Genomic DNA, 25,385 nt, shown 5'->3' on the forward strand with positions numbered 1-25,385 from the left:
GCGCGATTCGATCCCCCTGCACCAGGAGCCGTAATGAGTACCCCGTCCAAACTGTCCCAGCTGCGCGAACTGTCCGTGGTCGTTGCCGATACCGGTGACTACGAGGCCATCAAGCGCCTGCAGCCGGTGGACTGCACCACCAACCCGACCCTGGTGAAGAAGGCGCTGGACCTGCCGGTCTATGCCGAGCTGATCGAACGCGAACTGGCCTGGGGCCGCCAGCAGAGTGGCGACCGCGAAGCCGTGGTGCATGCCGTGGCCGACCGCCTGACCATCGGCGTCGGCGCGCTGCTGAGCACGCTGGTGCCGGGCCGCGTGTCCACCGAAGTGGATGCCGACCAGGCTTACGACACCGCCGCCACCGTGGCCAAGGCCCGCCAGTTCATCCAGATGTACGCGGATGCAGGCGTGCCGCGCGAGAAGATCCTGATCAAGATCGCCGCGACCTGGGAAGGCGTGGAAGCCGCGCGCATCCTGCAGGCCGAGGGTATCGACTGCAACCTGACCCTGATCTTCAACCCGACCCAGGCGCTGGCCTGCAGCGAAGCCGGCGCGTTCCTGATCTCGCCGTTCGTCGGCCGCATCCTCGATTGGTACGTGGCCAACGGCCAGACCCCGGCCAGCATCGACGAAGACCCGGGCGTGAAGTTCGTGCGTGGCGTGTATGCCGAATTCAAGCGTCGCGGTTCGTCGACGGTGGTGATGGGTGCCTCGTTCCGTTCGACCGCGCAGATCGAAGCACTGGCCGGCTGCGACCGCCTGACGATTTCGCCGGACCTGCTGGAGAAGCTGGACGCCGACCACGGCGAGCTGCCGCGCAAGCTGGTGGCCGGTGCCGCCGACGGCGTGGCGGTGACCCCGATCGATGCGGCGAAGTTCGCGGCGGATCTGGCGGCCGATCCGATGGCGACCGAGAAGCTGGCGACGGGTATCGAGGCATTTGCCAAGGATCTGGAAGCGCTGCGTCAGCGGATCCGCGAGGCACTGTGAGGGTTCCGGCCAACGGCTGAGCCCCTCGTGGCGGGTCGCGCAAGGCAGATCGTGGGATTGGCAGGGCGGGTGGGCCATGCAGGGGACGCTGCAGGTACGTCCATGTAAGCTCGGTCGCCGCATCCATGCGGCTCACGCCCCTGCACGACCCACCCGCCCTGCCTTCGACAGTTTCCTGCGGCGGTCCGCCACGGAAGAAAGAAAAGAAGAGCAAAAGCGGGTCGCGCGCTACGCGTGCTCACAAACAAAAAGGACGCGGCGAAGGCCGCGTCCTTTTTGTTTTCCATTAGTTCGTCAGTAACCCAATGCTGTTGCCCACCGTCACCGGGAAACTGTCGAAGGCGGGACGGGTGCAGATGGCGGGACCGTCCACGGCATGGATGCCGTGGCCGAGCCCCCAGGGATGGGTTCACGGCGTGTCCCGCCATCTGTACCCGTCCCGCCAAACCCACAGTAACCCAGAGCCGCTTTGGCTTTGGCTTTGGCTTTGGCTTTGGCTTTGGCTTTGGCTTTGGCTTTGGCTTTGGCTTTGGCTTTGGCTTTGGCTTTGGCCGTTGCTTTCAGCTTCTGCCCGCCGCAGGCGGACCACCGCGCGTCAGCGCGGCGCCTCCACATCCAACCCGATCGGGCAGCTCACGCCAGTGCCACCAATCCCGCAGTAACCGTTCGGGTTCTTCGCCAGGTACTGCTGGTGGTAATCCTCGGCGTAGTAATACTCAGGCGCCGGATACACGATCTCGGTGGTGATCGGGCCATAACCGGCGGCGTCCAGCTGCGCCTGGTAGGCCTCGCGGCTGGCCAGCGCTGCCTTGTACTGCGCCTCGTCGGTGGCGTGGATCGCCGAGCGGTACTGGGTGCCGGTGTCGTTGCCCTGGCGCATGCCCTGGGTCGGGTCGTGGCTCTCCCAGAACAGCTGCAGCAGCCGCTCCAGGCTCACCACCGCCGGGTCGAACACCACCTGCACCACTTCGGTGTGGCCGGTCAGGCCCGAGCAGACCTCTTCATAGGTCGGGTTCGGGGTAATGCCGCCGGCATAGCCGACCGAGGTGCTGTACACGCCCGGTTCGGTCCAGAACTTGCGCTCGGCGCCCCAGAAGCAGCCCAGCGCGAAACGGATCTGCTGCAGGCCGGCGAAACGGTCCTTCAGCGGATGGCTGTTCACGAAGTGCTGGTTGCTGTGCAGCGGCAGCGGTTGGTCACGCCCCGGTAGTGCTTCTTCCGGGCGCGGCAGGCGCTGCTTGAAGGCGCCGATGCCGAGGATGCCCTGGCCAATTCCCAACATGATGCGCTCCTACGCCGGAAGTCCGGCTATGTCGTCTGCATCTGAGATGGGGGCGTCCGGTGCGTGGCCCAAGTCCAGCGCCGCCACGATGTCCTCGGCCTGCGGCCGCGCCGCGTCGGGGATGCCCACCCGCAGCACGCCGAACAGCGGCAGCTCGCCCATGCCACCCAGCAGCGACTCGCCGAACACGAAGGCCGGGATGCCGGCATCTTCCAGCGCGTGCTTGACCAGGTGGGCGTCGAACAGGTTGTCGGCCTTGTACACGATGTGCATGCGGCGGCTCCATGGGACATGGGTCCAGCATACGCCCGGGGGCTGAATGGTGGTGGTGACGGCGCGTGACCATTCCGCCGGCCAGCCCTACCGGGCAGCCCTGCCCCGTACGCGCTAGACTGTTGGTCTTTCTGCCTTTCTTTTCGCCGACTCATGTCCGAGCACACCCCCGCCAGCCCCGAGACCCCCGCCGACAGCCACGAAAAGCGCGATTTCATCCGCCAGATCGTGCGCGAGGACCTGGCCAGCGGAAAGCACCAGGCGATCAAGACCCGCTTCCCGCCGGAGCCGAACGGCTACCTGCACATCGGCCACGCCAAGTCGATCTGCCTGAACTTCGGCATCGCCGGTGAATTCAGCGGCGTCTGCAACCTGCGTTTCGACGACACCAACCCGGCCAAGGAAGATCCGGAATACGTGGCCGCGATCCAGGACGACGTGCGCTGGCTGGGCTTCAGCTGGAACGAGCTGCGCCACGCCTCGGACTACTTCCAGACTTATTACCTGGCCGCCGAGAAGCTGATCGAACAGGGCAAGGCCTATGTCTGCGACCTGTCGGCCGAGGAAGTGCGCGCTTACCGCGGCACCCTGACTGAGCCGGGCCGCCCGTCGCCGTGGCGCGACCGCAGCGTCGAGGAAAACCTCGACCTGTTCCGCCGCATGCGGGCCGGTGAATTCCCGGATGGCGCGCGTACCCTGCGCGCCAAGATCGACATGGCCAGCGGCAACATCAACCTGCGCGATCCGGCGCTGTACCGCATCAAGCACGTCGAGCACCAGAACACCGGCAACGCTTGGCCGATCTACCCGATGTACGACTTCGCCCATGCGCTGGGTGATTCGATCGAGGGCATCACCCACTCGCTGTGCACGCTGGAATTCGAAGACCACCGCCCGCTGTACGACTGGTGCGTGGACAACGTCGATTTCGCCCATGACGATGCACTGACCCAACCGCTGGTCGACGCCGGCCTGCCGCGCGAAGCAGCCAAGCCGCGCCAGATCGAGTTCTCGCGCCTGAACATCAACTACACGGTGATGAGCAAGCGCAAGCTGATGGCGCTGGTCACCGAACAGCTGGTGGACGGCTGGGAAGACCCGCGCATGCCGACCCTGCAGGGCCTGCGTCGCCGTGGCTATACCCCGGCGGCGATGCGCCTGTTCGCCGAACGCGTGGGCATCAGCAAGCAGAACTCGCTGATCGACTTCAGCGTGCTGGAAGGCGCGCTGCGCGAAGACCTGGACAGTGCCGCGCCGCGCCGCATGGCGGTGATCGATCCGGTCAAGCTGGTGCTGACCAACCTGCCGGAAGGCCACGAAGAACAGCTGACCTTCAGCAACCACCCGAAGGACGAGAGCTTCGGCAGCCGCGAAGTACCGTTCGCACGCGAAGTGTGGATCGACCGCGAGGACTTCGCCGAAGTACCGCCGAAGGGCTGGAAGCGCCTGGTCCCGGGTGGCGAAGTGCGCCTGCGCGGCGCCGGCATCATCCGCTGCGATGAAGTGATCAAGGATGCCGACGGCACCATCACCGAGCTGCGCGGCTGGCTGGATCCGGAATCGCGTCCGGGCATGGAAGGCGCCAACCGCAAGGTCAAGGGCACCATCCATTGGGTCAGCGCCGTGCACGGTGTGCCGGCCGAGATCCGCCTGTATGACCGCCTGTTCTCGGTGGCCAATCCGGACGACGAATCGGAAGGCAAGACCTACCGCGACTACCTCAACCCGGAATCGCGCCGCACCGTCACCGGCTATGTCGAGCCGGCCGCGGCCAGCGCCGCGCCGGAGCAGTCGTTCCAGTTCGAGCGTACCGGCTACTTCGTGGCCGACCGCCGCGACCACACCGAGGCCAAGCCGGTGTTCAACCGCAGCGTGACCCTGCGCGACACCTGGTCGGCCTGAGGACCTGCGCGGGCGCCGGGAAGGCGCCCGCACGAACCCTACGATGATCACCGCCCTTTCCGCCCTGCTCTGGTTCATCTCGCAGCATCCGCTGCTGACGTTCTTTTCGGCGATGGTGCTGGCCGGGCTGGTCTCGTGGTGGCGGCGCTTTCCGGGCTACGCCATCGTGGTGTTCCCGCTGGCGATGCTCAACATCTTCCTCGGCCACTTTCTCAACGCCGCCTTCCTCAACGTGGTGGGCGAGCGCGGTGAAGCGGTGATCGTGAAGTCCGAGCGGACCAGCTCGACGATGAACGAGCAGTACATCTGGCGCTACGAAGCGGTACTGCGCACTGCCGAAGGCCGCGATGTGGAAGTGGTGTTCCACACCAACACCGCCTCGCTGTGGCCGCTGGAGAACGCGATCCGCATCCCGGCGCCCGACCAGCCATTCGTGGTGAAGTACACGCCGGGTTTCCCGCGCAACTTCGTCATCCTCACCAACGAATCCCCGCACGGCATCGCCCAGGCCCGTGCCAGTGCGCGCGAGCGCGTGGAGGTGGCGGCACGCAAGCTGCACTTCAGCCCGGGCAATGCCGGTTTCCGCGCGGACTATCGCCGCGAGCTGGAAACCTGGCTGCGCGATCACGGCAACGATCCGCAGCAGCAGCCCGACGCGCTGCGATATCGCGCCGAACTCGACGCCCTGTGAAGCTGGGGTTGCTTCTTACGTTACGAGAATCCGATTGACAGGTCGGTTGAGAGGAATCACGCATGAAGATTGATCGCGATTTCATGATTTTCTGCGCCGCGTTCTCAGGGATCGCTGAAGGAAAGAAGTGTGTCGGCATACAAGGAAGCGAGTCGGAGCCCTTCATGCTGAAGGTGTACAGCGAATATCTCTCGACTTCACATCCAAAACCCGACATCAAGTGGATCGACTCTGTCCCTGGCGCAATCCAAGCATGGATGATCGAAACGATCGACAGGTACTTCCTCTCGATGGACAAAGCACCTCGTTGGGTACGTGAACCCAGCTGGCGCTTCATTGATGACAACCCCATGGTCTTTGTCAGCCAGATAGATCTTGAAGACAACGCGACAATGAGGAACAACGCTTCGGCAGGTGAGGTTCTTTATCTGTTCAGCGGCAGACAACCGTGCGACGGGGGCTGGGAGCTGAAGGTGAAGCTTGTCAAGCAAGACAAAGCGACTCCCGGAACAAGCTACCTTGGTTAGTTCGGGCTGGACCGGCACTTCATGCATTTTTGAGACACCAGGCCATGCCTATTGGCGGCATTCCTCTTACCAACCTGCCTTTATGACCGACAGTGCTTCTCCACTCCTCCCGCTGCTGCAGCAGGTCCTGCAGGACGCCGACACCGCCAGCCGCGTCGACGGCAACGCGCTGCTGCTGGACTGCGGCCTGCGCCTGACACCGCATGCGATGGCGGCAAACGCACGCGACAACGGCGGCTGGCAGACCTCCACGGTCATCGAGATCGAGCACCCCGTGCTGTTCGCCGATGGCCTGTTCGAGTACCAGCACGCCAACGGTGCCGATGAGCAGGCGTCGCTGCTGTCCGGCTTCCAGACCTGGGTGCGGGTGGACCTGGCGACCCTGCAGACCGCGATCGGCGCCGAAGATGCACAGGGCCTGCCGATGCTGGGCCTGACCTATCCGGCCAGCGACGACGGCGAGGAACACGAACGCACCGTGGTGCTGGGGCCGTTGGCGCACTACCGCGCGCAGGAGGTGGATGCCTCCACCTGCAGCGAGGACGACCACGGTTCCTGCCCCTGCTGTCTGTTCACCAAGAGCATGGACGCCTTCGACGACCTGCTGAAGGCGCGCCAGTTCCTTGCCATCCGCCTGTTCGCCTCGCGCGATGCCGATGGCCTGTGCGAGGCCGATTGCCGGGTCAACGGCCACGACTTCGCCGGCGCCCTTCCCCTGCTGCGCGCCTACGCGGCCAGCTGGCCGCCGGCCGGGCTGGAATTCCGCAAGCAGTACGTGGTGATCCGCACCGGTTCACCGGGCTGATCCGCCGCCACACCCGATACAGGCCGGTGCAGCTACACTGCGCGCCGGTTTCCCAAGCAACCGCACTTTCTTCCATCCCACTACGAGGCACCCCCGCGATGCTGTACGCGCAAGTCCACCTGACCCTTCCCGCCTGGATCCACGACCAGATCGACCTGGATCGTCGATATCCGGGCGATGAGGCCAAGGTCGCGCTGGCGATCGAGCTGTCGCGGCTGAACGTCGAACACGCCAGTGGCGGCCCGTTCGGTGCCGTGGTGTTCGGCCCGGATGACAAGGTCATCGCCGCCGGCGTGAACCGGGTGATGCCGCATGCGACCTCGCTGGCGCATGCCGAGAACATGGCCTACATGCTGGCCCAGCAGCGCCTGCAGACCCCGCGCCTGAACGCGGTGCTGTCGCCGGTCACCCTGGCCACCAGTTCGCAGCCGTGCTGCCAGTGCTATGGCGCCACCGTGTGGGCCGGCATCGACCGCCTGCTGATCGGTGCCAACTCGGCCGACGTCGAGGAACTGACCCCGTTCGACGAAGGCCCGCTGCCGGCCGACTGGGTGGGTGAGCTCAACAAGCGCGGCATCGAAGTCGTGCAGGGCCTGAACCGCGACGCCGCGCGCAGCGTGCTGCGTGCCTATGGGGAAAGCGATGGCGCCCGTTACTGAAACCGGCATCGGCCTGCTGTGCCTGTGCCGGCAGGGCTTCGAGCCCGAGCTGGCCGGCGAGCTGCAGTTCCGCGCCGGTGAAGCCGGTTTCGCCGGCTACGCGCGCACCCAGCGCAATGACGGCTACGTGCTGTTCATGTGCGACGAGGCGGCTGCGCTGGCACCGCGCCTGCGCTGGCGCGAGCTGATCTTCGCGCGGCAGAAGCTGCTGGTACTGGCCGAGCTGCCGCAGTTGGACGCGAGCGATCGCATCACCCCGATGCTGGAGGTGCTGGCCGATGCGCCGCGCTTTGGCGACCTGTGGGTGGAGCACCCCGATTCGGACGCTGGCAAGCCGCTGTCCGGGTTGGCCCGTGCCTTCGGCAATGCGCTGCGCCCGGCGCTGCGCAAGGCCGGCAAGCTGACCGAAAAGCCCAATACGCGCCTGCCGCGCCTGCACGTGGTGTTCGTCGACGGTACCCACGCCTTCGTCTGCGTGGCCGACCCGGCCGACAGCGCGCCGTGGGCACTGGGCATCCCGCGCCTGAAGCTGCTGCCCGAAGCGCCTTCGCGTTCGGCGCTGAAGCTGGACGAAGCGCTGCTGACCCTGCTGACGCCGGAAGAGCGCGAAGCGCTGGCCAAGCCCGGCATGCGTGCGGCCGACCTGGGCGCCGCACCGGGCGGCTGGACCTGGGTGCTGACCCGCCAGCACATGCACGTACTGAGCATCGACAACGGTCCGCTGCGCCAGCACGTGCTGGACACCGGCCTGGTCGAGCACCTGCGCGCCGATGGCTTCCACTGGCATCCAGAGCAGCCGCTGGACTGGATGGTCTGCGACATGGTCGAGCAGCCGCGGCGTGTGGCCGAGCGCATGGCCACCTGGTTCCGCGAAGGCTGGTGCCGGCACGCGATCTTCAATCTGAAGCTGCCGATGAAGAAGCGCTGGGACGAAACCCGCTTGTGCCTGGACCTGTTCCAGGACCAGGCCGGCAAGCCGCTGGTGGTGCGCGCCAAGCAGCTGTATCACGATCGGGAAGAAATCACGGTGCTGGCCTCGCCGCTGCGCTGAACCCATTGCATCCGCCGGGCATGGCCCGGCGCTACCGGGGAACGGAACCATGCGCTACCACTCGCTCACCCTGCTGATCACTTTGCTGTCAGCCGCACCGGCCATGGCCCAGCACCTGCCGCACACCCCGGCGCAGAGCCAGCCGCTGGGCCCCACCGGCGGCGCGATCCGCCAGCAACCGCTGGATGCTGGCCGGGTCAGCGGCAGCGTCGAGATTGCACAGCCGGCCGGCGAGGCACAGGTGACCGTGCGTTCGCTGGAACCGAGCAGCGTGGTCGGCCAGTACCGCATCCACTTCGCCGCGCTGGATGTGAACGGCGATGGTTTCATCAGCCGCGAGGAAGCGCAGGCCAATCCGGCGCTGGCCGATGAGTTCAATGCATTGGACGTGAAGCGTCGCGGCAAGCTGGATCGTGCAGACCTGGCCGGTTGGCTGGTCGACTGAAAAAAGGGACGGAGGGGATCAAGTCGTTTGTGGCACAAACGACTTGATCCCCTCCGTCCCCTTTTTTGTTCACTGATGCCGGAAGCGTCGTGCGGCATGTATTCCGCTTACACCCCAGCGGCGCGCTTCCAGAACGCCTGCACCAGCGGCGGCCATTTGCCGACACAGCCCAGCGCACGACCGCGGGTCAGGGTCAGGTGCATTTCGTCATTGGAGAACAGGCGGTTGATCGCATCGAAGCTGTAGGCGGCGATGTGGTTGTCGCTGCGCCGTTCGCGCGCCCAGCGCTGCAGGCGCTGCGGCGACAGCCGCGGCTGGCCCCGACGCTCGGCGGACGGCGCCAGCCACTGCTGCAGGGCGGCGACATCGCGCAGCCCCAGGTTCACGCCCTGCCCGGCCAGCGGATGCACCACATGTGCGGCATCGCCCAGCGCCAGCACGCGGCCGGCCACATAGTGACGGGCCAGCTGGCGGCGCAGCGGGAACGCCGCACGCGGCGAGGCCAGACGCAGTTCGCCCAGGCGTGCAGCGAAGGCGCGGGTCAGTTCGCGGTTGAAGCTGTCCTCGTCCAACGCCAGCACGCGAGCCGCTTCATCCTCGGGCAGGGTCCAGACGATGGAGCTGCGGCGCTCGGCCACCGGCAGCAGCGCCAGTGGACCGCTCGGCAGGAAACGCTGCCAGGCCGTGGCCTGGTTGGGAAGATCGCTGTCCACGTAGGCCACCACGCCACGCTGGTGGTAGTCATGCTTTTCAACCTCGATCCCGGCCAGCTGGCGCAGGGTCGATTCGGCACCGTCGGCGGCCACCGCCAACGCCGCTTCCAGGCGGCGACCGTCATCCAGGCGCAGGCGCACGCCATCCTCGTCCTGCTCCAGTGCTTCCACCCGTGCCGGGCAGTGCAGCTGCACGCCCGCCGCCGGCAGCGCCGCCCACAGGCGGTCCTGCAGCAGGCCGTTCTCGACGATGTAGCCCAGTTCGCGCCGGCCGAAACGATCAGCGTCGAACAGCAGATCCTCGCCACCGGCCGCGTCCCACACCTGCATGCGCCGGTAGGGCCAGGCGCGGGCCTGCGCGATCGCCGGCCACACGCCCAGGCGGTTCAACAGCTGCACGTTGTCGGCGGCAAAGGCGAACACGCGCAGGTCAGGCTGTGCGGCCTGCCACGGCGCCGGTTCACGGCCTTCCACCAGCGCAACCGACAGGCCGGCATCGGCCAGCGCCAGCGCACACGCGGCACCGACCACGCCACCACCGACGATGGCCACATCAAGACGCGTGCGCCGGCTCATGCGGCTTCTCCACGGCACAGGCGCGGCACGTCGCCACGGAAGCCCATCGCGCCACCGACCAGCATCGACTGCACCGACGCGCGTTGCGCGGCCACCAGGCCGAGGCTGCGCAGCGGCCGCATCAGCGGCGCCGGGTTGCTGGTCAGGCGCGCCAGGCCGCCGGAGAACGCCACCGTCTGCCGGCGGTCTTCCTCGCGGCGCGCGACATAGGCCTGCAGCAGTGCATCACTGCCGGCATCCTCATGCGCATCCTCCAGCAGCTCGGCCAGGGTCAGCGCATCGCGCAGGCCCAGGTTGAAGCCCTGTGCACCCAGCGGATGAATGGTCTGCGCGGCATTGCCCAGCAGTACCGTGCGTTCACCGGCCAGCGCGCGCGCCAGTACCTGGATGAGCGGATAAGCACTGCGTGGACCAGATTCGAGCAGGCGGCCGGCACGCCAGCCGATCGCGTTCTGCAGGCGTTGCAGCCACGCCGCATCGTCCAGCGCCATCACCGCATCGGCGTGGTCGCGCGCTACGCCATGCACAGTGCCGAAGTGACGATCGCCACGCGGCAGCAGGGCAGTCGGGCCGGTATCGGTGAACCGCTCCCAGGCCGTGCCGTCCGGCGCGCGCTGGCTGCGCACGCGGGCCACGAACAGGGTCTGCTGGAAATCATGGCGGTCGACCTCGATGCCCAGCGCGCCACGCACGCCGCTGGTGGTGCCATCGGCCCCCACCACCAGACGTGCCAGCAGCACGCGTTCACCCGCCTCGTCAGCCACCCGCACCTGGCGGTAGCCGTCCACCACCTCGCCCAGTCCCAGGAACCGCATCGGCCGGTAACGGCGCAGGCGCGGCAGCTCCTGAAGCCGCGCTTCCAGCGCCTGGCCGAAATCGCGCGCGACCACCACCTGGCCGAACCACGGCCGGTCGTAATCGGCCGCTTCGAGCTGCACACGGCCGAAATCGCCGGCACGACTGACATGGATGCGCCGGATCGGGCCCGGTGCCATCGCCAGCTTCTGCATCACCCCCAGCGCGGTCAGCGCATTGACGGTGGCAGCGGCGAAACTGAGATTGCGCTGGTCGAACACCGCGGGCAGCTCGCCGGCCGGGCTGGCCTCGAGCAGGCCCACGTCGCGGCCCAGGCGGTCCAGGGCAATGGCCAAGCTGGCACCGACCAGGCCACCACCGACGATCAGCACGTCATGTCGTTCACTCATGTGTTCATGATACGCGCTCGTCCCGACTGTACGCCGAACGGGCGGCACCTGCGCCAACCTGCGCGGCGGGCTAGAATGAAACCTGAATCCGCTCCGGGCCCCCGCCATGTCCGATACCGCCAACCGCGCCTTCGTCCTGTCCGTACTCGTACTGCTGCTGGCGGCGACCCGGGTCAACCACTTCGCGGCCATTCCGGATGCCTCCTGGGCCGTGTTCTTCATCGGTGGCTTCTACCTGGCCCGCTGGACGCGCTGGGCGTTCCCGCTGCTGATGGTGTTCGCCGTGCTGGTCGACTGGATCGTGATCCGCAGCAGCGGACTGGATTTCTGGCAGCACTACTGCGTGTCGCCGGGCTACTGGCTGCTGCTGCCGGCCTACTTCTCTTTGTGGGCCGGCGGCATGCTGCTGGGCCGCAACTACCAGAGCGCGCGCTGGCCGGTACTGGCCAAGGGCGCACTGCTGCTGGTCGCCTCGGTGGCGGTCTGCCACCTGCTGGCTCAGGGCGGCTTCTACTGGTCCAGCCGCAACGTGGCCGAGCCGACCCTGGCCGGCTGGGCGCAGAACTACGCGCAGTGGTTCGGGCCCTACCTGCGCACCACGGCGATCTATGTGGCGCTGGCCGCCGCCCTGCAGCTGGCCGTGGAGCAGGTGTTGAAGCTCCAGCAGGCCCGCCGCGACATCCGCCACTGAGCCGCGCCATGGGTCATCGCCTCTCGCGCATCTACACCCGCACCGGCGACGACGGCAGTACCGGCCTTGGCGACGGCCAGCGCGTGGCCAAGGATGACGCCCGCGTGGCGTCCTTCGGCACCGTCGACGAGGCCAACGCCGCGCTCGGCCTGCTGCTGGCCGCACCCCTGCCCGAGGATGTGCGCGCGCTGGTGGTGCATCTGCAGCACCAGCTGTTCGACCTGGGCGCCGAATTGTGCATCCCCGGCCACGCCGCGATCCATGCCGCCGACGTTTCGGCCCTGGAACAGCAGCTGGACCATTACAACGCCGACCTGCCGATGCTGAAGGAATTCATCCTGCCAGCCGGTGGCGAAGCCGCCGCACGCTGCCATCTGGCCCGCACCATCGTCCGCCGCGCCGAGCGCGAAACGGTCACCCTGGCCCGCCACGAAGCCGTGCGCAGCGAGGCGCTGCAGTACCTCAACCGGCTGTCGGACCTGCTGTTCGTGCTGGCCCGGGTGCTGGCCCGCGCCGATGGCCAGGGCGAAGCGCTGTGGCAACCGCAGCAGCGCCAGCGCTGAGTCGGCACGATGCTGGTCTATACCCACCCGTCCTGCCTGCTGCATGACCCCGGTCCCGGCCATCCCGAATGCCCGCAACGCCTGCAGCATGTGCTGGACGCGCTGCACGCGGCCTTCCCCGGCCAGCTGGACTGGCGCGAAGCGCCGCCGGCCAAGTTCGGCGAACTGACCCGGGTCCACGACAGCGCCCTGCTCGACTTCGTGCTGCAGCCGCAGACCGCGCCGCTGCGCCAGCTGGACATGGACACCTGGACCTCGCCCGGCTCGGCCAGCGCCGCCGTGCACGCCGCCGGTGCCGGTGTGGCCGCAGTCGATGCGGTGATGCTGGGCGAGGACCCGCTGGCCTTCTGCGCGGTGCGCCCGCCGGGCCACCACGCCACCAGCAGCACGGCGATGGGCTTCTGCCTGTTGAACAACATCGCCATCGCCGCCGCCTATGCCCGCGACCGCCATGGCCTGGAGCGGATCGCGGTGGTCGATTTCGACGTGCACCACGGCAATGGCACCCAGGACATCTTCCAGCACGATGCCCGGGTCTCGTACTACAGCACCCACCAGGCCGGGCTGTTTCCCAATTCCGGCCTGCGCCGCGACCGCGGTGCCGGCAACCTGATGAACATCCTGCTGCCGCCGGGCAGCGGCGGCTTCCGCTTCCGCAACGTCTGGGCCGACGAGATGCTGCCGGCCATCGACGACTTCCGCCCGCAGTTGCTGCTGATCTCGGCCGGCTTCGACGCCCACCTGCGTGATCCGCAGGCGGACCTGATGCTGGAGACCGACGATTTCGCCTGGATCACCCGTGAACTGCACGCGCTGGCACGCCGTCACGCGGCCGGCCGGGTGGTCTCGATGCTGGAGGGAGGCTACGACCTGCAGGCCCTGGCCGAATGCAGCGTGGCCCATGTCCAGGCCCTGATCACACCCTCTGCGGGTGGCTCCGCCGGATGAACCCGAACCGGCAGGCTTTGGCGCCCTTCATTGCCCCTATGCAAGGGATGGGGCAAGCTACCGTCCGTTTTCGCCCGAATCCGAACCGCGTGCGCCGAGCCCTCCGCCTGCTTCCCCTGCCTCTGAGCATCGCCATCAGCCTGCCGGCGATGGCCGATGATAAGCCGCTCAACTGGGGCCTGTGCCCGGCCACCGACGTCATTCCCGCGTTCACCGACGCCCCCACCCCGGTCCCGGCCCAGGACAAGGCTGCCGCCGCGGCCGCCCGCGAGAACCAGCCGACCGACATCGAAGGTGACCAGCTGCTGGGCACCACCACCGTGCCGCAGTACGAGGGCAACGTGGCACTGCGCCGGGGTGACCAGTTCGTCGGCACCGACAAGCTCAGCTTCGACACCGAGACCGGCAACTACATCGCCGACGGCAATGTCCGCTACCAGGACGGGTCGATCCGGATGGTCGCCAAGCGCGCCGAAGGCAACCAGGAAAGCGACACCCACAAGATCTCCGACATCAAGTACCAGCTGGTGTCGCGCCGGGGCAACGGCGATGCCGAGTCGGTCGACCTGCAGGGCGCGGTCGGCCAGATGCACCGCTCCACCTACACCACCTGCGACCCGTCGCAGCCGGTATGGAAGCTGTCGGCGCCGCAGATCGAAGTGGACAACGACGAAGGCTTCGGCACGGCCCGCAACGCGGTGCTGCGCATCGGCAAGGTGCCGGTGCTGTGGGCGCCCTACTTCAAGTTCCCGATCGATGACCGCCGCAAGACCGGCCTGCTGTTCCCGCAGCTGGGCATGTCCGGCCGCAACGGTTTCGACTACGCGCAGCCGATCTACTTCAATCTGGCGCCGAACTACGATGACACCCTGACCCCGCGCTACATGAGCCGGCGCGGCCTGCTGCTCGACAACGAGTTCCGCTACCTCTACAACGGCGGCCGTGGCGAGGTGCTGACCAGCTACATGCCCAGCGACAAGCTGCGCGACCGCGACCGCGGCCGGGTGATGTTCGACGGCTACCACAACGTGAACAGCCACTGGCAGGCCCGCGCCAACCTGGCCTGGGTGAGCGACGAGCGTTATGTCGAGGACTTCGCCAACCGCCTGGTGGGCGTGACCGCCTCCAACCTGCAGAGCACCATCGGCCTGTACGGCACCGGCCAGAACTGGACGGCCGGCATCATGGCCGACCGCTGGCAGCTGACCGACTACACCCTCGACGAGCGCGCCCTGCCCTACAACCGCGAGCCACGCCTGTTCTTCAACTGGAACAAGCCGGTGCTGCCGTGGCTGGAAACCGGCATCTACACCGAAGCGGTGCGCTTCACCCACGACGACGTCAACTTCAAGTACGGACCGGACCGGGGCACGGATCTGCAGTACACGCGGAACGGCATCCAGCAGACATCCGGTCTTGGCATCAGCGGTGGCTCGCGCCTGGACGTGAAGCCGTACGTGTCGTTCCCGATCAGTGGCGCGGCCTGGTACATCACCCCGACCCTGGCCTACCGCTATACGGCCTACCAGCTGGACCGCGGCCTGGTCGACGGCGTCAACGGCATCCAGGCCCAGATCCTGCGCTCGCAGGGCATCGACCCGGCCACGGCCACCCCGGAACAACTGCGCGGCAATACCTCGCCCAGCCGCAGCCTGCCGATCGGCAGCCTTGATGCCGGCCTGTTCTTCGATCGCGAGACGTCGATCGGTGGCAAGTCATTCCTGCAGACCCTGGAGCCGCGCCTGTTCTACCTGCGCACGCCCTATCGCAACCAGGACGAGCTGCCGATCTTCGACACCCGTGACTTCACCTTCAGCTGGGGCCAGCTGTTCCGCGACTCGCGCTATACCGGCGCCGACCGCCAGAACGATGCCAACCAGCTGACCCTGGCACTGGGCACCCGCTTCATCGACCAGACCACCGGCAAGGAACGCTTCTCGGCCGCGATCGGCCAGATCCAGTACTTCGACGAATCGCGGGTCAGCACCACGCCGGGCGGCGCACCGGTGGAGAAGGGCAAGTCGGCCTGGATCGCCGACGGCAACTACATGATCAACGACCGCTGGACCCTGGGCGCCACCTACCAGTGGGACCCGAAGTACAAGCGCGAGGATCTGGCCAGCGTCCGCGCCCGCTATCTGATGCCCAACGATGGCGTGATCAACCTCAGCTACCGCTACCGCATCAACGCCGGCGCCCCGGCGACCGCCAACAAGCATGACCGGACCCTGCTGGAGCAGGCCGACCTGTCGTTCCTGTACCCGCTGAATGCGCGCTGGAGCCTGGTGGGCCGGTATTACTACTCGCTGCAGGACAAGGAACCGCTGGAGATCATCGCCGGCGTGCAGTGGGACAGCTGCTGCCTGGCGGTCCGTGCGGTGGCCCGCCGCTACGTACGCAACCGCGAAGGCGACATGAACAATTCCTTCCAGCTGGAATTCGTGCTCAAGGGCCTCAGCTCCATCGGCCAGGACACGGACCGTACGCTGCGCCGTGCTATCCTCGGCTACAACCGCGACGACCTCTATCTCGTGCCGCCCAGCAACACCGGGGCGACCCGGGATGACTACGATCCGAATCAGATCCCATGACCAAGCGCTTCCCCGTTCTTCTCGCCTCCCTGCTGGCGGTGTCCAGCGTGTCCGCCCCCCTGCAGGTGCTCGCGCAGGAGGCGCAGCCGTTGGACCGCATCGCCGCCGTCGTCGACGAGGACGTGATCCTGCAGAGCGAGCTCCAGCGTGCGATCGCCAACATCAAGGCGCAGTACGCCGGCCGTGAAAACCAGCTGCCGCCGGAAGACGTGCTCAGCCGCCAGGTGCTCGAGCGCCTGGTGCTGGTCAAGCTGCAGGTGGCCCGCGCCCAGGGCAGCGGCATCCGCGTCAGCGACCAGGAGCTGAACCAGGCGATGAATGCCATCGCCCAGCAGAACGGCTCGGACCTGGATGCACTGCGCCAGCGCCTGGCCCACGACGGCATCGATTTCAACGATTTCCGTGCTTCGGTGCGCGATGAAATCACCGTGCAGCGCCTGCGCCAGAGCTTCGCGCAGAGCCGCATCAGCGTCAGCGAGGGTGAAGTGGACGCCGCGCTGAAGCAGCAGGCCACGGTGGGCAACCAGTACCACCTGGCGCACATCCTGATCGCCCTGCCCGACGGCTCCAACGCCGACCAGATCGCCACCGGCCAGAAGAAGGCCGAGGGCGTGAAGGCCCTGCTGGACAAGGGTGAGCTGGACTTCAACGCGGCCGCCGTGCGTTATTCGGACAGCCCGAACGCGCTGGAAGGCGGCGATCTGGGCTGGCGCAGCCTGGATGAAATCCCGCAGGCCTTTGCCCAGCTGATGGAAAAGATGAAACCCGGCGAAGTGGTCGGCCCGATCCGCGGCCCCAGCGGCTTCCAGTTGCTGAAGCTGGTGGAAGTGCGTGATGCCAGCGCCGCCAGCGGTGGCGCGCACACGGTCACCGAATACCACGGCCGCCACATCCTGGTGCGCGTGGACGATCACCAGACCGACGCTGCCGCCAAGGCCAAGATCGATACCCTGCGCGCCCGCATCGCCGGCGGCGCGGATTTCGAAACCGTGGCCAAGGAATCCTCCGAGGACAACAACAGCAAGGGCCAGGGCGGCGATCTGGGCTGGTTCCCGGTCGATGCGTTCGGTCCGGCGTTCGGCCAACAGGTGGCCGGCATCCAGGACGGCGGCGTCAGCCAGCCGTTCCGCACCGATGCCGGTTGGCACATCGTGCAGCGCGTGGCCACCCGCCAGACCGACGTGACCAACGACAACCAGCGCGCCCAGATCCGCGAGACCATCGGCCGCCGCAAGCTGGAAGACGAGTACAACCGCTTCCTGCAGGAACTGCGCGGCGAAGCCTATGTCAGCTTCCGCAGCGGCGACCGCGCGGAAAACACCGCCACGCCGCCGCAGTCCTGACCGATGCGTCCCGAGCTCGCTCTGGTACCGGGCGAGCCCGCCGGGATCGGCCCGGAGCTGTGTGTCCGCCTCGTCCAGCAGCCGCGTGAAGATTGCCGGCTGCTGGCCTTCGCCGACCCGGATACCCTGCGCGCGGCCGCCGCCGCGCTGAACCTGCCGCTGCAGCTGCTACCCGAGGACGCCGAAGCACGAGTCCCCGGCGATCTGCGTGTGCGCGTTGTGGCCAATACCGTGCCCAGCCACTTCGGCCAGGCCAACCCAGCCAATGCCGGCGCCGTCATCGGTGCCCTGCTCGGTGCTGGCCAGGCCTGCCTGTCCGGCGAACTGCACGGCGTGGTCACCGGCCCGGTGCACAAGGCGGTCATCAACGAAGGCGGCATCGCCTACAGTGGGACCACCGAACTGCTGGCCGACCAGGCCGGGGTGAAGGTGGTGATGATGCTGGCCAACCACATCGTCCGCGTGGCCCTGGCCACTACCCACCTGCCACTGCGCGAGGTGGCCGACGCGATCACCGCGCCCCGCCTGGAACACACCCTGCGCACCGTGCATGCCGCCCTGCGCCGCGAGTTCGGCCTGCCTGCGCCGCGCATCGCCGTGCTCGGCCTGAATCCGCACGCCGGCGAAGACGGACATCTGGGTCGTGAGGAGCTGGACCTGATCATCCCGCTGCTGCAGCGTCTGCGCGCCGAGGGCATGGACCTGATCGGGCCGCTGCCGGCCGATACCGCCTTCCTGCCGGCCAAGCTGGCGGGCGTCGACACCGTGCTGGCGATGTACCACGACCAGGGCCTGCCGGTGCTGAAGTATTCGGGCTTCGAGCAGGCGGTGAACCTGACCCTGGGCCTGCCCTACCCGCGCGTGGCGGTAGACCATGGCACGGCACTGGATATGGCCGGGCGCGGCATTGCCGATCCTTCCAGCCTGCAGGCGGCAACGACGTTGTGTGCGCAGCTTGCGCGGCAACGTACACTGAGCGCATGAATTCCCCGCATTCCCCCTCCGGCCCGGTGTTCACCGCCCCGGCCAAGAAGCAGCTTGGCCAGCATTTCCTGGCCGACCGCCACTACAGATCGACAAGATCGTGATGGCGGTCAACCCGAAAGACGGTGACCGCCTGGTCGAGATCGGTCCCGGCCAGGGCGCGATCACCCTGCCGCTGCTGCGCGTGCATCCGAAACTGACGGTGATCGAGTTCGACCGCGACCTGATCGCGCCGCTGACCGCCGCCGCCGAGCCGCTGGGCGAGCTGACCATCGTCCACCGCGACGTGCTGCGCGTGGACTTCACCGAGCTGGCTGCCGGCCAGCCGATCCGCCTGGTCGGCAACCTGCCCTACAACATCTCCTCGCCGATCCTGTTCCATGCACTGGAACATGCCGCGGTGATCCGCGACATGCACTTCATGCTGCAGAAGGAAGTGGTCGACCGCATGGCCGCCGGCCCCGGCAGCAAGGTGTACGGCCGGCTCAGCGTGATGCTGCAGGCCTACTGCCAGGTGACCTCGCTGTTCGTGGTGCCGCCGGGCGCGTTCCGGCCGCCGCCGAAGGTCGATTCGGCCGTGGTGCGGCTGGTGCCGCGTGACCCGGCCACAATCAACATCAACGACCACAAGCGTTTCGCCGAGGTGGTCAAGGCCGCCTTCGGGCAGCGCCGCAAGACCCTGCGCAACGCCCTGAACAACGTGGTGTCCGCCGAACAGTTCGTTGCCGCCGGCGTGCGTCCCGATGCCCGCGCCGAACAGCTAGACGTGGCCGAATTCATCGCCTTGGCCAATGCCTCCTGATTACACTGCCGGTATGGAAGACGCTGACGTTTATGCCATCTCCGTCGAAGTCGCACCGCGCTTCCTCGACGATCAATCCGCGCCGGAAGACGGGCGCTATGCGTTCGCCTACACGATCCGCATCCACAACCAGGGACGTGTTGCCGCGCGCCTGGTCGCACGCCACTGGCGCATCACCGATGCCAACGGCCGCGTCGAGCATGTCGACGGCGACGGGGTGATCGGCGAGCAGCCGCGCCTGCGTCCCGGTGAAGACTTCCATTACACGTCCGGTGTCATGCTGGGGACCGATCACGGGACCATGCAGGGCCACTACGACATGGTCGCCGACGACGGCACCGAATTTGCCGCGCCGGTCGCACCTTTCGTGCTGGCCATCCCGCGTACCCTGCACTGACACGGAGGCCGAACGATGAGTGTGTGGGCGATCGGCGACCTGCAGGGCTGCTATGACGTCACCCAGCGACTGCTGGAAAAGATCCGTTTCGACCCGGCGCAGGACACCCTGTGGTTCTGCGGCGACCTGGTGAACCGGGGGGGCCAGTCGCTGGAAACGCTGCGGCTGGTGCATTCGCTGCGCGAGCACAGCGTGGTGGTGCTGGGCAACCATGACCTTTCGCTGCTGGCCGTCGGTGCACGCACCGAAGAGGAACAGCGCAAGGTCAACCCGGACCTGCTGCGCATCGTGCAGGCCGAGGACCGCGACGAACTGCTGGACTGGCTGCGCCTGCAGAAGCTGGTGCACGTGGACCGCGAGCTGGGCTGGATGATGGTGCATGCCGGCCTGGCGCCGAAGTGGACCACACAGATGGCCGAAAAGCATGCCGCCGAGGTCGAGGTGCAGCTGCACGGCGCCGGCTACCGCAAGCTGTTCCGCAACATGTATGGCGACAAGCCGAGCTGGGCCCCCAACCTGTCCGGCTACGACCGCTCGCGCGCGATCATCAATGTGCTCACCCGCATGCGCTACTGCACCCCACGCGGGCGCATCGGCATCGAGGACAAGGGCACGCCGGGCACGCAGGAACAGGGGTTGTATCCTTGGTTCGAAGTGCCGGGCCGGGTCGAGCGCGACCTGAAGGTGGTCTGCGGCCACTGGTCGGCGCTGGGCCTGACCATCACCCAGGGCGTGCACGCCATCGACACCGGCGCGGTCTGGGGCGGCAAGCTCACCGCGATCCAGCTCGATACCGATGAACTGCGCGTGGTGCAGGTGCCAGGCCGCGATGTACCCGCCCCCGTGCCCAACGCCCGCCCGCCAGCACGCCCGGCGCACGAGCGCCCGGCTGCGTCGGCGCAGGGCAAGGAACAGGGCGGCGGTAACGCTCCGGCCGCCACCCCGGGCAATCGCGGCCCGCGCCGTCGTCGTCGCCGTGGTGGCGGTGGTGGTGGCTCCGCGGGCCCCGGCAACAACAGTCCTCCGCCGCAGGCATGACGCGGCGCGGCTGGGCACCATGGATGGTGCTGCTGACGCTGGCCCTGGCCAGCGGCTGCCAGCCCACTTCGGCCCCGGCCCCCACCGGCGGCGGAAACGTCGGCCACACGCCATCGCAGCCGCAGGCGCCTTCGCCGCCGCTGGTGGCTGCAGCGCGCGCGCAGATCGGCGTCACCACCCGCTACGACCCTGCCTATCAGGTGCTGGCCTATCCCGGCGGCGACGTCCCGGTTGATCGCGGCGTGTGCACCGACGTGGTGGTGCGCGCGCTGCGCAGTCTGGACGTGGACCTGCAGGCCCGCGTGCATGAAGACATGCGCGGCAACTTCAGCGCCTATCCCACGATATGGGGCCTGTCACGACCGGATCGCAACATCGATCATCGCCGCGTACCGAACCTGATGCGCTGGTTCGAACGGCTGGGCTGGCAGCAGCCGATCACGGCCCTCGCCGCCGACTACGCGGCCGGCGACATCGTCGCCTGGAAGCTCAACGGCAACGGCCTGCTGCACGTGGGCATCGTCTCCGACCGCAAGCTGGCCAACGGCACGCCGCTGGTACTGCACAACATCGCGCGCGGCACACGCGAAGAGAATCTGCTGTTCCAGCACGCCATCATCGGGCATTACCGGATGCCGTAGGCAATCCTGTAGAGCCGAGCCATGCTCGGCTAAGGGATGTGTCCGGCAACAGCAGCCGAGCATGGCTCGGCTCTACAGGAAACCATCTTCAGCGGCGCACGTAGTGCACGAAGCGGAACGCGTGGGCATGGCGTTCGTCGGCCGGGTGCGGCTCGCTGCTCACTTCCCGCCAGTCCTGCGCATCCACCTCGGGGAAATGGGTATCGGCGGGGACTTCGGCATCCACCCAGGTCAGGTACAGGTCACTGGCCTGGTCCAGCAGCTGGTGGAAGATCTCGCCGCCGCCGATGATGCACAACTCGCTGGCGCCCTCGCGTTCGGCAATCGCCTTCGCCTCATCCAGCGACGCTACCGCGCGCATGCCCTCGAACGGCACCTGGCCGCTGCGGGTCAGCACCAGGTTGGTCCGCCCCGGCAGCACGCGGCCGATCGACTCGGCCGTCTTGCGCCCCATCAGGATCGGCTTGCCCAGGGTGAGCGCCTTGAAGTGCTTGAAATCATCTGGCAGGTGCCAGGGCATGGCATTGCCCTGGCCGATGCCACGGTTGCGATCCAACGCCACGATCATCGACAGCTTCATTGCTACCACCTCCTCAGCTGGCGTCGATCTGCAGGCGTTCGCAGGCAGCGTTGGCGGCACTGGCGGCCTGCAGCGCCGCCGCCAGCGCAGGACTAGACGTGGACTGGTCATCCAGGCCATCGAGGATCTTCTGCTTCTGCGCCTCTTCGATATCCTTCAGGCCCGGTCCGGACAGGATGTCTGCCGACAACGCAGCAGTGTCGGTGCTGGCACGACGTGCCAGAAACGCCTGCAACTGGTCACTGGAATAGACGGTGGCAAGCTGCTGCTCGAGCGTGCGCTGATAGGCCGGATCCTCGACACCCGCCTTCAGGTGCTCGGTCATCGCCGTGTACATGCCGGTTACCGCCTCACGCATCTGCGCCCGGCAGCCTTCCGGCACATCCTGGGGCATCATCGTGCTGCCGTTGAACGCCCCAGCGAACGCCTGCACTTCCTCGCGCATGTGTTTGTGCACGATCTGCTCATTGACCTGCCGGGCCAACGACAGCGCATCGGCCGGTCCGGCCTGCACCATGGCCAGCGGCAGCATGCCGCCCAGCGCCAGCAGGCCCCCGGAAATCAATCGGGAACTCATACCGCTACCGGCGCCTTGATCGCCGGGTGCGGATCGTAGCCGTCGATGCGGATGTCGTCGAACTGGAAGCCGAACAGGTCGGTCACCTCCGGGTTCAACCACAGCTTCGGCAGCGCGCGCGGTTCACGCGACAGCTGCTCGCGCGCCTGCTCGAAGTGGTTCGAATACAGGTGCGCATCGCCCAGCGTATGCACGAAATCACCCACGCCCAGGCCGGTGGCCTGCGCCACCATGTGGGTCAGCAGCGCGTAGCTGGCGATGTTGAACGGCACGCCGAGGAAGATGTCGCCGCTGCGCTGGTAGAGCTGGCAGCTGAGCTTGCCGTCCACCACATAGAACTGGAACAGGTTGTGGCACGGCATCAGCGCCATCTGCGATAGCTCGCCTACGTTCCAGGCGCTGACCACCAGCCGGCGCGAATCGGGGTTGCGCTTGATCTCGTCCACCAGCCACTGCATCTGGTCGATCTCGCCACCATCGGCGGTGGCCCAGCTGCGCCACTGCTTGCCGTAGACCGGGCCGAGGTCGCCGTTCGCATCGGCCCACTCGTCCCAGATCCGCACCTGGTTGTCCTTCAGGTAGCCGATGTTGGTGTCGCCCTTCAGGAACCACAGCAGCTCATGGATGATCGAGCGCAGGTGCAGTTTCTTGGTGGTGACCAGCGGGAAGCCTTCGGCCAGGTTGAAACGCATCTGCCAGCCGAACACGCTGCGGGTACCGGTGCCGGTGCGGTCGCTCTTCTCGGCGCCGTGCTCGAGCACGTGCGAGAGCAGGTCCAGGTAAGCCTTCATGCCTTGCCCTCGGCAGCCACCGGCAGCTGCGGCTGCAGTACCGGCGCGCGGCGCGACATCACCAGCAGCACCAGGCCGAAGGCGATCAGCGGCAGGCTGAGGATCTGGCCGCGGGTCAGCCAGTCGAAGGCCACGTAGACACCGTTGTCGGGCATGCGCACGAACTCCACCGCGAAGCGGAACAGTCCGTACAGCAGCGCGAACAGGCCACCCACCAGGTAACGGTGGCGCGGCTTGGCCGACACGGCCCACAGCACCACGAACATCACCAGGCCTTCCAGGAACGCTTCATACAGCTGCGAGGGATGCCGTGCGAACTGGTTCAGCGCACCGGTCGCGAACTGCGTCTGCAGGGTCGCGTGGTCCAGCTGGTTCAGCGGCGCCGGCAGGCCGGACGGGAACACCACGCCCCACGTGCCGTCGGTGTACTTGCCCCACAGCTCGGCGCCGATGAAGTTGCCGATGCGGCCGAAGCCCAGGCCCAGCGGCACCAGCGGCGCCATGAAATCCATGGTGTCGAAGAAGTGCAGCGCGTGCTTGCGCGACCACCACCAGCAGGCACCGAGTACGCCGAGCAGGCCGCCGTGGAAGCTCATGCCGCCATCCCAGACCTTGAACAGCAGCAGCGGGTTGTGCAGGAAATCGCCCAGCGCGTAGAACAGCATGTAGCCGATGCGTCCGCCCAGCACCACGCCGAGCATGGCGTAGAACAGCAGGTCGGAGAAGCCGTTGGCATCGACGCCCGGCAGGCGACCGGCGGCGATGCGCTTGCGGCCCAGCAGCCAGGCCGCGGTGAAGCCGAACAGGTACATGATGCCGTACCAGTGCACCTTGATCGGCCCCAGCGAGAGGGCGATGGGGTCGATGTCGTGGAAATAGATCATGGAAGGTGCCTTGCGGTTGAACGCCTATTCTCGGGCCAGTGCCGCCCCGGCTCAACCAAGGAGCTGGGGCGAGTTCGGCAACGCGTCATCGTTCGACCGCGTCGAGGCCGGAAAGTGCCCTTCGATCAGGCTGGAGACCTCGTCGATGGCATCCTGCAGCGCTTCCACCGGATGGGAACCACGCAGGCCCTCGCGCAGGTGGGTGCAGACCCGCTGCCACTGCGCCGGGCTGACCCGGCCGTGCAGGCCACGGTCGGCGACGATCTCGATGGCGTGGTCGGCCAGCAGCAGGTAGATCAGCACGCCATTGTTGTGGGCGGTATCCCAAGTGCGCAGGCGCGCGAAGGCATGCTCGGCGGCCTGGCGTGGGGTGACCCTGTGCCACAGCGCGGCCAGCGGCAGGTCCGCTTCCACCGCGAACATCACCTGCCCGCCGTGGCGCTGCTCACCGGCCGCGATGGCCTCGGTGATCGCCTGCAGGGTGTCCGGCGGGAACGCGCGCCGTACCGACGGCGAAAACACATGACGACACAGTCGTTGGATCATCACCAGCCCCCCGAAGCACCGCCACCGCCGGAGCGGCCACCACCACCGCCCCAGCCGCCGCCACCACCGAATCCACCGCCCCCGCCAAAGCCGCCTCCGCCGCCCCAGCTGCCACCGCCCCAGCCACCGCCACCGGCAAAGCGGCCCGGGTGGCCTGAGAGCATGGCCACGATCAGGCCCACGATGCCCGCCAGGCCACTGGCCAGCAGCGTGGACGTGAACAGGAACGCCGCCAGCGCCGCACCGGCACCGCCGAGCAGGCCACGCAGCGGGCGCGGCACGCGCGAGAACACGCCGCGCAGGATGCTGCCAGCGAACACGCCGATGAACAGCGCCAGGAACCAAGTATCGCCGCCACCGCCGGGTTCCCGCCCACGATGGCCGCTGACCGGTGCCGGCAGCGTTTCGCCATCGATCAGCTTGACCAGCACCGCCGTGGCATCGGTGATGCCACCGGCGTAGTCGCCGCTGCGGAAGCGCGGCACCAGGTATTCCTGGATGACCCGGTTGGCGATGGCATCGGGAATCGCACCTTCCAGGCCGTAGCCCGGCTCGATGCGCACGCGCCGGTCGTCCTTGGCCACTACCAGCAGCACGCCGTCATCCACGCCCTTGCGGCCAATCTGCCACTGGTCGAAGACGCGCGTGGTGTACTGCGCGATGTCTTCCGGCTGGGTGGTGGGCACCACCAGCACCTGCAGCTGGCTGCCCTTGCGCTGCTGCAGTTCAATCGCCTGCTGTACCAGCGCCTGCTTCTGCGTGGCGTCCAGCGTGCCGGTGGTATCGACCACGGGCGAATCCAGCGCCGGAATCGGCGCCAGCTGCTGCGCCTGCGACGCCAGCGGCAGCCACAGCAGCAGAGCCAGCAGCGCAGTGGCCAGGCGCATCGG

At 67.4% G+C, this 25,385-nt stretch carries 26 protein-coding genes and 2 pseudogenes; 18 read left to right on the top strand and 10 right to left on the bottom strand.

Annotated elements, in window-relative coordinates:
- Positions 1–33 precede the first annotated feature (33 nt).
- Complete coding sequence (locus AC5P6E_RS10110; protein WP_019337034.1) at positions 34–990, top strand: transaldolase family protein; 957 nt, start codon at positions 34–36, stop codon at positions 988–990.
- 595 nt (positions 991–1,585) lie between these two features.
- Here AC5P6E_RS10110 and msrA read toward each other — a convergent pair.
- Both msrA and AC5P6E_RS10120 read right to left on the bottom strand, forming a co-directional pair.
- Positions 1,586–2,251: a peptide-methionine (S)-S-oxide reductase MsrA gene (gene msrA, locus AC5P6E_RS10115; RefSeq protein ID WP_029550714.1), complete on the bottom strand. Its 666-nt coding sequence runs from the start codon at positions 2,249–2,251 to the stop codon at positions 1,586–1,588.
- A gap of 30 nt (positions 2,252–2,281) precedes the next feature.
- Positions 2,282–2,545, bottom strand: coding sequence for a putative signal transducing protein (locus tag AC5P6E_RS10120; RefSeq protein ID WP_010481810.1), 264 nt, complete (start codon positions 2,543–2,545; stop codon positions 2,282–2,284).
- A 153-nt stretch (positions 2,546–2,698) separates the two neighbouring features.
- On the opposite strand from AC5P6E_RS10120, the gene AC5P6E_RS10125 reads away from it, so the two are divergent.
- The 7 genes from AC5P6E_RS10125 to AC5P6E_RS10155 all read left to right on the top strand — a co-directional run bounded on the left by AC5P6E_RS10125 (position 2,699) and on the right by AC5P6E_RS10155 (position 8,625).
- Complete coding sequence (locus AC5P6E_RS10125; RefSeq protein ID WP_019337032.1) at positions 2,699–4,447, top strand: glutamine--tRNA ligase/YqeY domain fusion protein; 1,749 nt, start codon at positions 2,699–2,701, stop codon at positions 4,445–4,447.
- Between the two features lie 43 nt (positions 4,448–4,490).
- Entirely contained in the window at positions 4,491–5,138 is a 648-nt protein-coding gene (locus AC5P6E_RS10130; protein WP_019337031.1) for a membrane protein, read from the top strand.
- 62 nt (positions 5,139–5,200) lie between these two features.
- Positions 5,201–5,665 (top strand): hypothetical protein, encoded by a 465-nt coding sequence (locus AC5P6E_RS10135; RefSeq protein WP_019337030.1) that lies wholly within the window; start codon positions 5,201–5,203, stop codon positions 5,663–5,665.
- 82 nt (positions 5,666–5,747) lie between these two features.
- Positions 5,748–6,470 carry a DUF6348 family protein gene (locus tag AC5P6E_RS10140; RefSeq protein ID WP_019337029.1) on the top strand — a complete coding sequence of 241 codons (723 nt, stop codon included), beginning with the start codon at positions 5,748–5,750 and terminating at the stop codon, positions 6,468–6,470.
- A 98-nt stretch (positions 6,471–6,568) separates the two neighbouring features.
- Complete coding sequence (locus AC5P6E_RS10145; RefSeq protein ID WP_004154307.1) at positions 6,569–7,129, top strand: nucleoside deaminase; 561 nt, start codon at positions 6,569–6,571, stop codon at positions 7,127–7,129.
- On the top strand, positions 7,113–8,180 hold the full coding sequence (rlmM, locus tag AC5P6E_RS10150) for a 23S rRNA (cytidine(2498)-2'-O)-methyltransferase RlmM (RefSeq protein ID WP_019337028.1): 1,068 nt from the start codon (positions 7,113–7,115) through the stop codon (positions 8,178–8,180). The genes AC5P6E_RS10145 and rlmM overlap by 17 nt, the downstream gene beginning before the upstream one ends.
- Before the next feature lie 49 nt (positions 8,181–8,229).
- Positions 8,230–8,625 (top strand): EF-hand domain-containing protein, encoded by a 396-nt coding sequence (locus AC5P6E_RS10155; protein ID WP_019337027.1) that lies wholly within the window; start codon positions 8,230–8,232, stop codon positions 8,623–8,625.
- A 107-nt stretch (positions 8,626–8,732) separates the two neighbouring features.
- Here AC5P6E_RS10155 and AC5P6E_RS10160 read toward each other — a convergent pair whose 3' ends face one another.
- Positions 8,733–9,914, bottom strand: a complete 1,182-nt coding sequence (locus tag AC5P6E_RS10160; protein ID WP_329835187.1) for a UbiH/UbiF family hydroxylase — start codon at positions 9,912–9,914, stop codon at positions 8,733–8,735.
- Complete coding sequence (ubiH, locus tag AC5P6E_RS10165; RefSeq protein WP_019338106.1) at positions 9,911–11,119, bottom strand: 2-octaprenyl-6-methoxyphenyl hydroxylase; 1,209 nt, start codon at positions 11,117–11,119, stop codon at positions 9,911–9,913. Before ubiH ends, AC5P6E_RS10160 begins: the two co-directional genes overlap by 4 nt.
- A gap of 106 nt (positions 11,120–11,225) precedes the next feature.
- On the opposite strand from ubiH, the gene AC5P6E_RS10170 reads away from it, so the two are divergent.
- The 10 genes and pseudogenes from AC5P6E_RS10170 to AC5P6E_RS10215 all read left to right on the top strand — a co-directional run bounded on the left by AC5P6E_RS10170 (position 11,226) and on the right by AC5P6E_RS10215 (position 21,117).
- The gene (locus AC5P6E_RS10170) at positions 11,226–11,810 is read left to right on the top strand and encodes a hypothetical protein (protein WP_019338105.1); all 585 of its coding nucleotides are present in this window, start codon (positions 11,226–11,228) and stop codon (positions 11,808–11,810) included.
- A gap of 8 nt (positions 11,811–11,818) precedes the next feature.
- Complete coding sequence (locus AC5P6E_RS10175) at positions 11,819–12,373, top strand: cob(I)yrinic acid a,c-diamide adenosyltransferase (RefSeq protein ID WP_043398096.1); 555 nt, start codon at positions 11,819–11,821, stop codon at positions 12,371–12,373.
- Positions 12,374–12,382: 9 nt separating this feature from the next.
- Positions 12,383–13,321 (top strand): histone deacetylase family protein, encoded by a 939-nt coding sequence (locus tag AC5P6E_RS10180; RefSeq protein ID WP_019338104.1) that lies wholly within the window; start codon positions 12,383–12,385, stop codon positions 13,319–13,321.
- 89 nt (positions 13,322–13,410) lie between these two features.
- On the top strand, positions 13,411–15,912 hold the full coding sequence (gene lptD, locus AC5P6E_RS10185) for an LPS-assembly protein LptD (protein WP_010481829.1): 2,502 nt from the start codon (positions 13,411–13,413) through the stop codon (positions 15,910–15,912).
- Positions 15,909–17,240, top strand: a pseudogene (locus tag AC5P6E_RS10190) (peptidylprolyl isomerase); the annotation flags it as partial. The gene lptD and the pseudogene AC5P6E_RS10190, both read left to right, overlap by 4 nt.
- An 18-nt stretch (positions 17,241–17,258) precedes the next feature.
- Positions 17,259–18,239 carry a 4-hydroxythreonine-4-phosphate dehydrogenase PdxA gene (gene pdxA / locus AC5P6E_RS10195; protein ID WP_100447732.1) on the top strand — a complete coding sequence of 327 codons (981 nt, stop codon included), beginning with the start codon at positions 17,259–17,261 and terminating at the stop codon, positions 18,237–18,239.
- Positions 18,236–19,041, top strand: a pseudogene (rsmA, locus tag AC5P6E_RS10200) (16S rRNA (adenine(1518)-N(6)/adenine(1519)-N(6))-dimethyltransferase RsmA). Before pdxA ends, rsmA begins: the two are co-directional and overlap by 4 nt.
- A gap of 13 nt (positions 19,042–19,054) precedes the next feature.
- A complete protein-coding gene (gene apaG, locus AC5P6E_RS10205) occupies positions 19,055–19,438 on the top strand; it encodes a Co2+/Mg2+ efflux facilitator ApaG/CorD (RefSeq protein ID WP_005412297.1) in 384 nt (127 codons plus the stop codon).
- A 15-nt stretch (positions 19,439–19,453) separates the two neighbouring features.
- Positions 19,454–20,476 carry a symmetrical bis(5'-nucleosyl)-tetraphosphatase gene (locus tag AC5P6E_RS10210; RefSeq protein WP_053442541.1) on the top strand — a complete coding sequence of 341 codons (1,023 nt, stop codon included), beginning with the start codon at positions 19,454–19,456 and terminating at the stop codon, positions 20,474–20,476.
- Positions 20,473–21,117 (top strand): DUF1287 domain-containing protein, encoded by a 645-nt coding sequence (locus AC5P6E_RS10215; RefSeq protein ID WP_191863289.1) that lies wholly within the window; start codon positions 20,473–20,475, stop codon positions 21,115–21,117. Before AC5P6E_RS10210 ends, AC5P6E_RS10215 begins: the two co-directional genes overlap by 4 nt.
- An 88-nt stretch (positions 21,118–21,205) precedes the next feature.
- On the opposite strand, the gene AC5P6E_RS10220 is transcribed toward AC5P6E_RS10215, so the two are convergent.
- Genes AC5P6E_RS10220 through AC5P6E_RS10245 form a run of 6 tightly spaced genes read right to left on the bottom strand, consistent with a single transcriptional unit; the run spans position 21,206 to position 25,382 of the window.
- Complete coding sequence (locus AC5P6E_RS10220; protein ID WP_010481838.1) at positions 21,206–21,697, bottom strand: dihydrofolate reductase; 492 nt, start codon at positions 21,695–21,697, stop codon at positions 21,206–21,208.
- A 13-nt stretch (positions 21,698–21,710) separates the two neighbouring features.
- Positions 21,711–22,274 (bottom strand): hypothetical protein, encoded by a 564-nt coding sequence (locus tag AC5P6E_RS10225; RefSeq protein WP_237706978.1) that lies wholly within the window; start codon positions 22,272–22,274, stop codon positions 21,711–21,713.
- Positions 22,271–23,065, bottom strand: a complete 795-nt coding sequence (locus tag AC5P6E_RS10230) for a thymidylate synthase (RefSeq protein WP_019336331.1) — start codon at positions 23,063–23,065, stop codon at positions 22,271–22,273. Before AC5P6E_RS10230 ends, AC5P6E_RS10225 begins: the two co-directional genes overlap by 4 nt.
- Positions 23,062–23,949, bottom strand: a complete 888-nt coding sequence (lgt, locus tag AC5P6E_RS10235; protein WP_019336332.1) for a prolipoprotein diacylglyceryl transferase — start codon at positions 23,947–23,949, stop codon at positions 23,062–23,064. The genes AC5P6E_RS10230 and lgt overlap by 4 nt, the downstream gene beginning before the upstream one ends.
- Before the next feature lie 51 nt (positions 23,950–24,000).
- Entirely contained in the window at positions 24,001–24,495 is a 495-nt protein-coding gene (locus AC5P6E_RS10240; protein ID WP_019336333.1) for a TPM domain-containing protein, read from the bottom strand.
- On the bottom strand, positions 24,495–25,382 hold the full coding sequence (locus AC5P6E_RS10245; RefSeq protein ID WP_019336334.1) for a TPM domain-containing protein: 888 nt from the start codon (positions 25,380–25,382) through the stop codon (positions 24,495–24,497). Before AC5P6E_RS10245 ends, AC5P6E_RS10240 begins: the two co-directional genes overlap by 1 nt.
- Positions 25,383–25,385: the final 3 nt, after the last annotated feature.

The sequence above is a fragment of the Stenotrophomonas sp. YJH_SMC_16 genome (genome assembly GCF_059367875.1).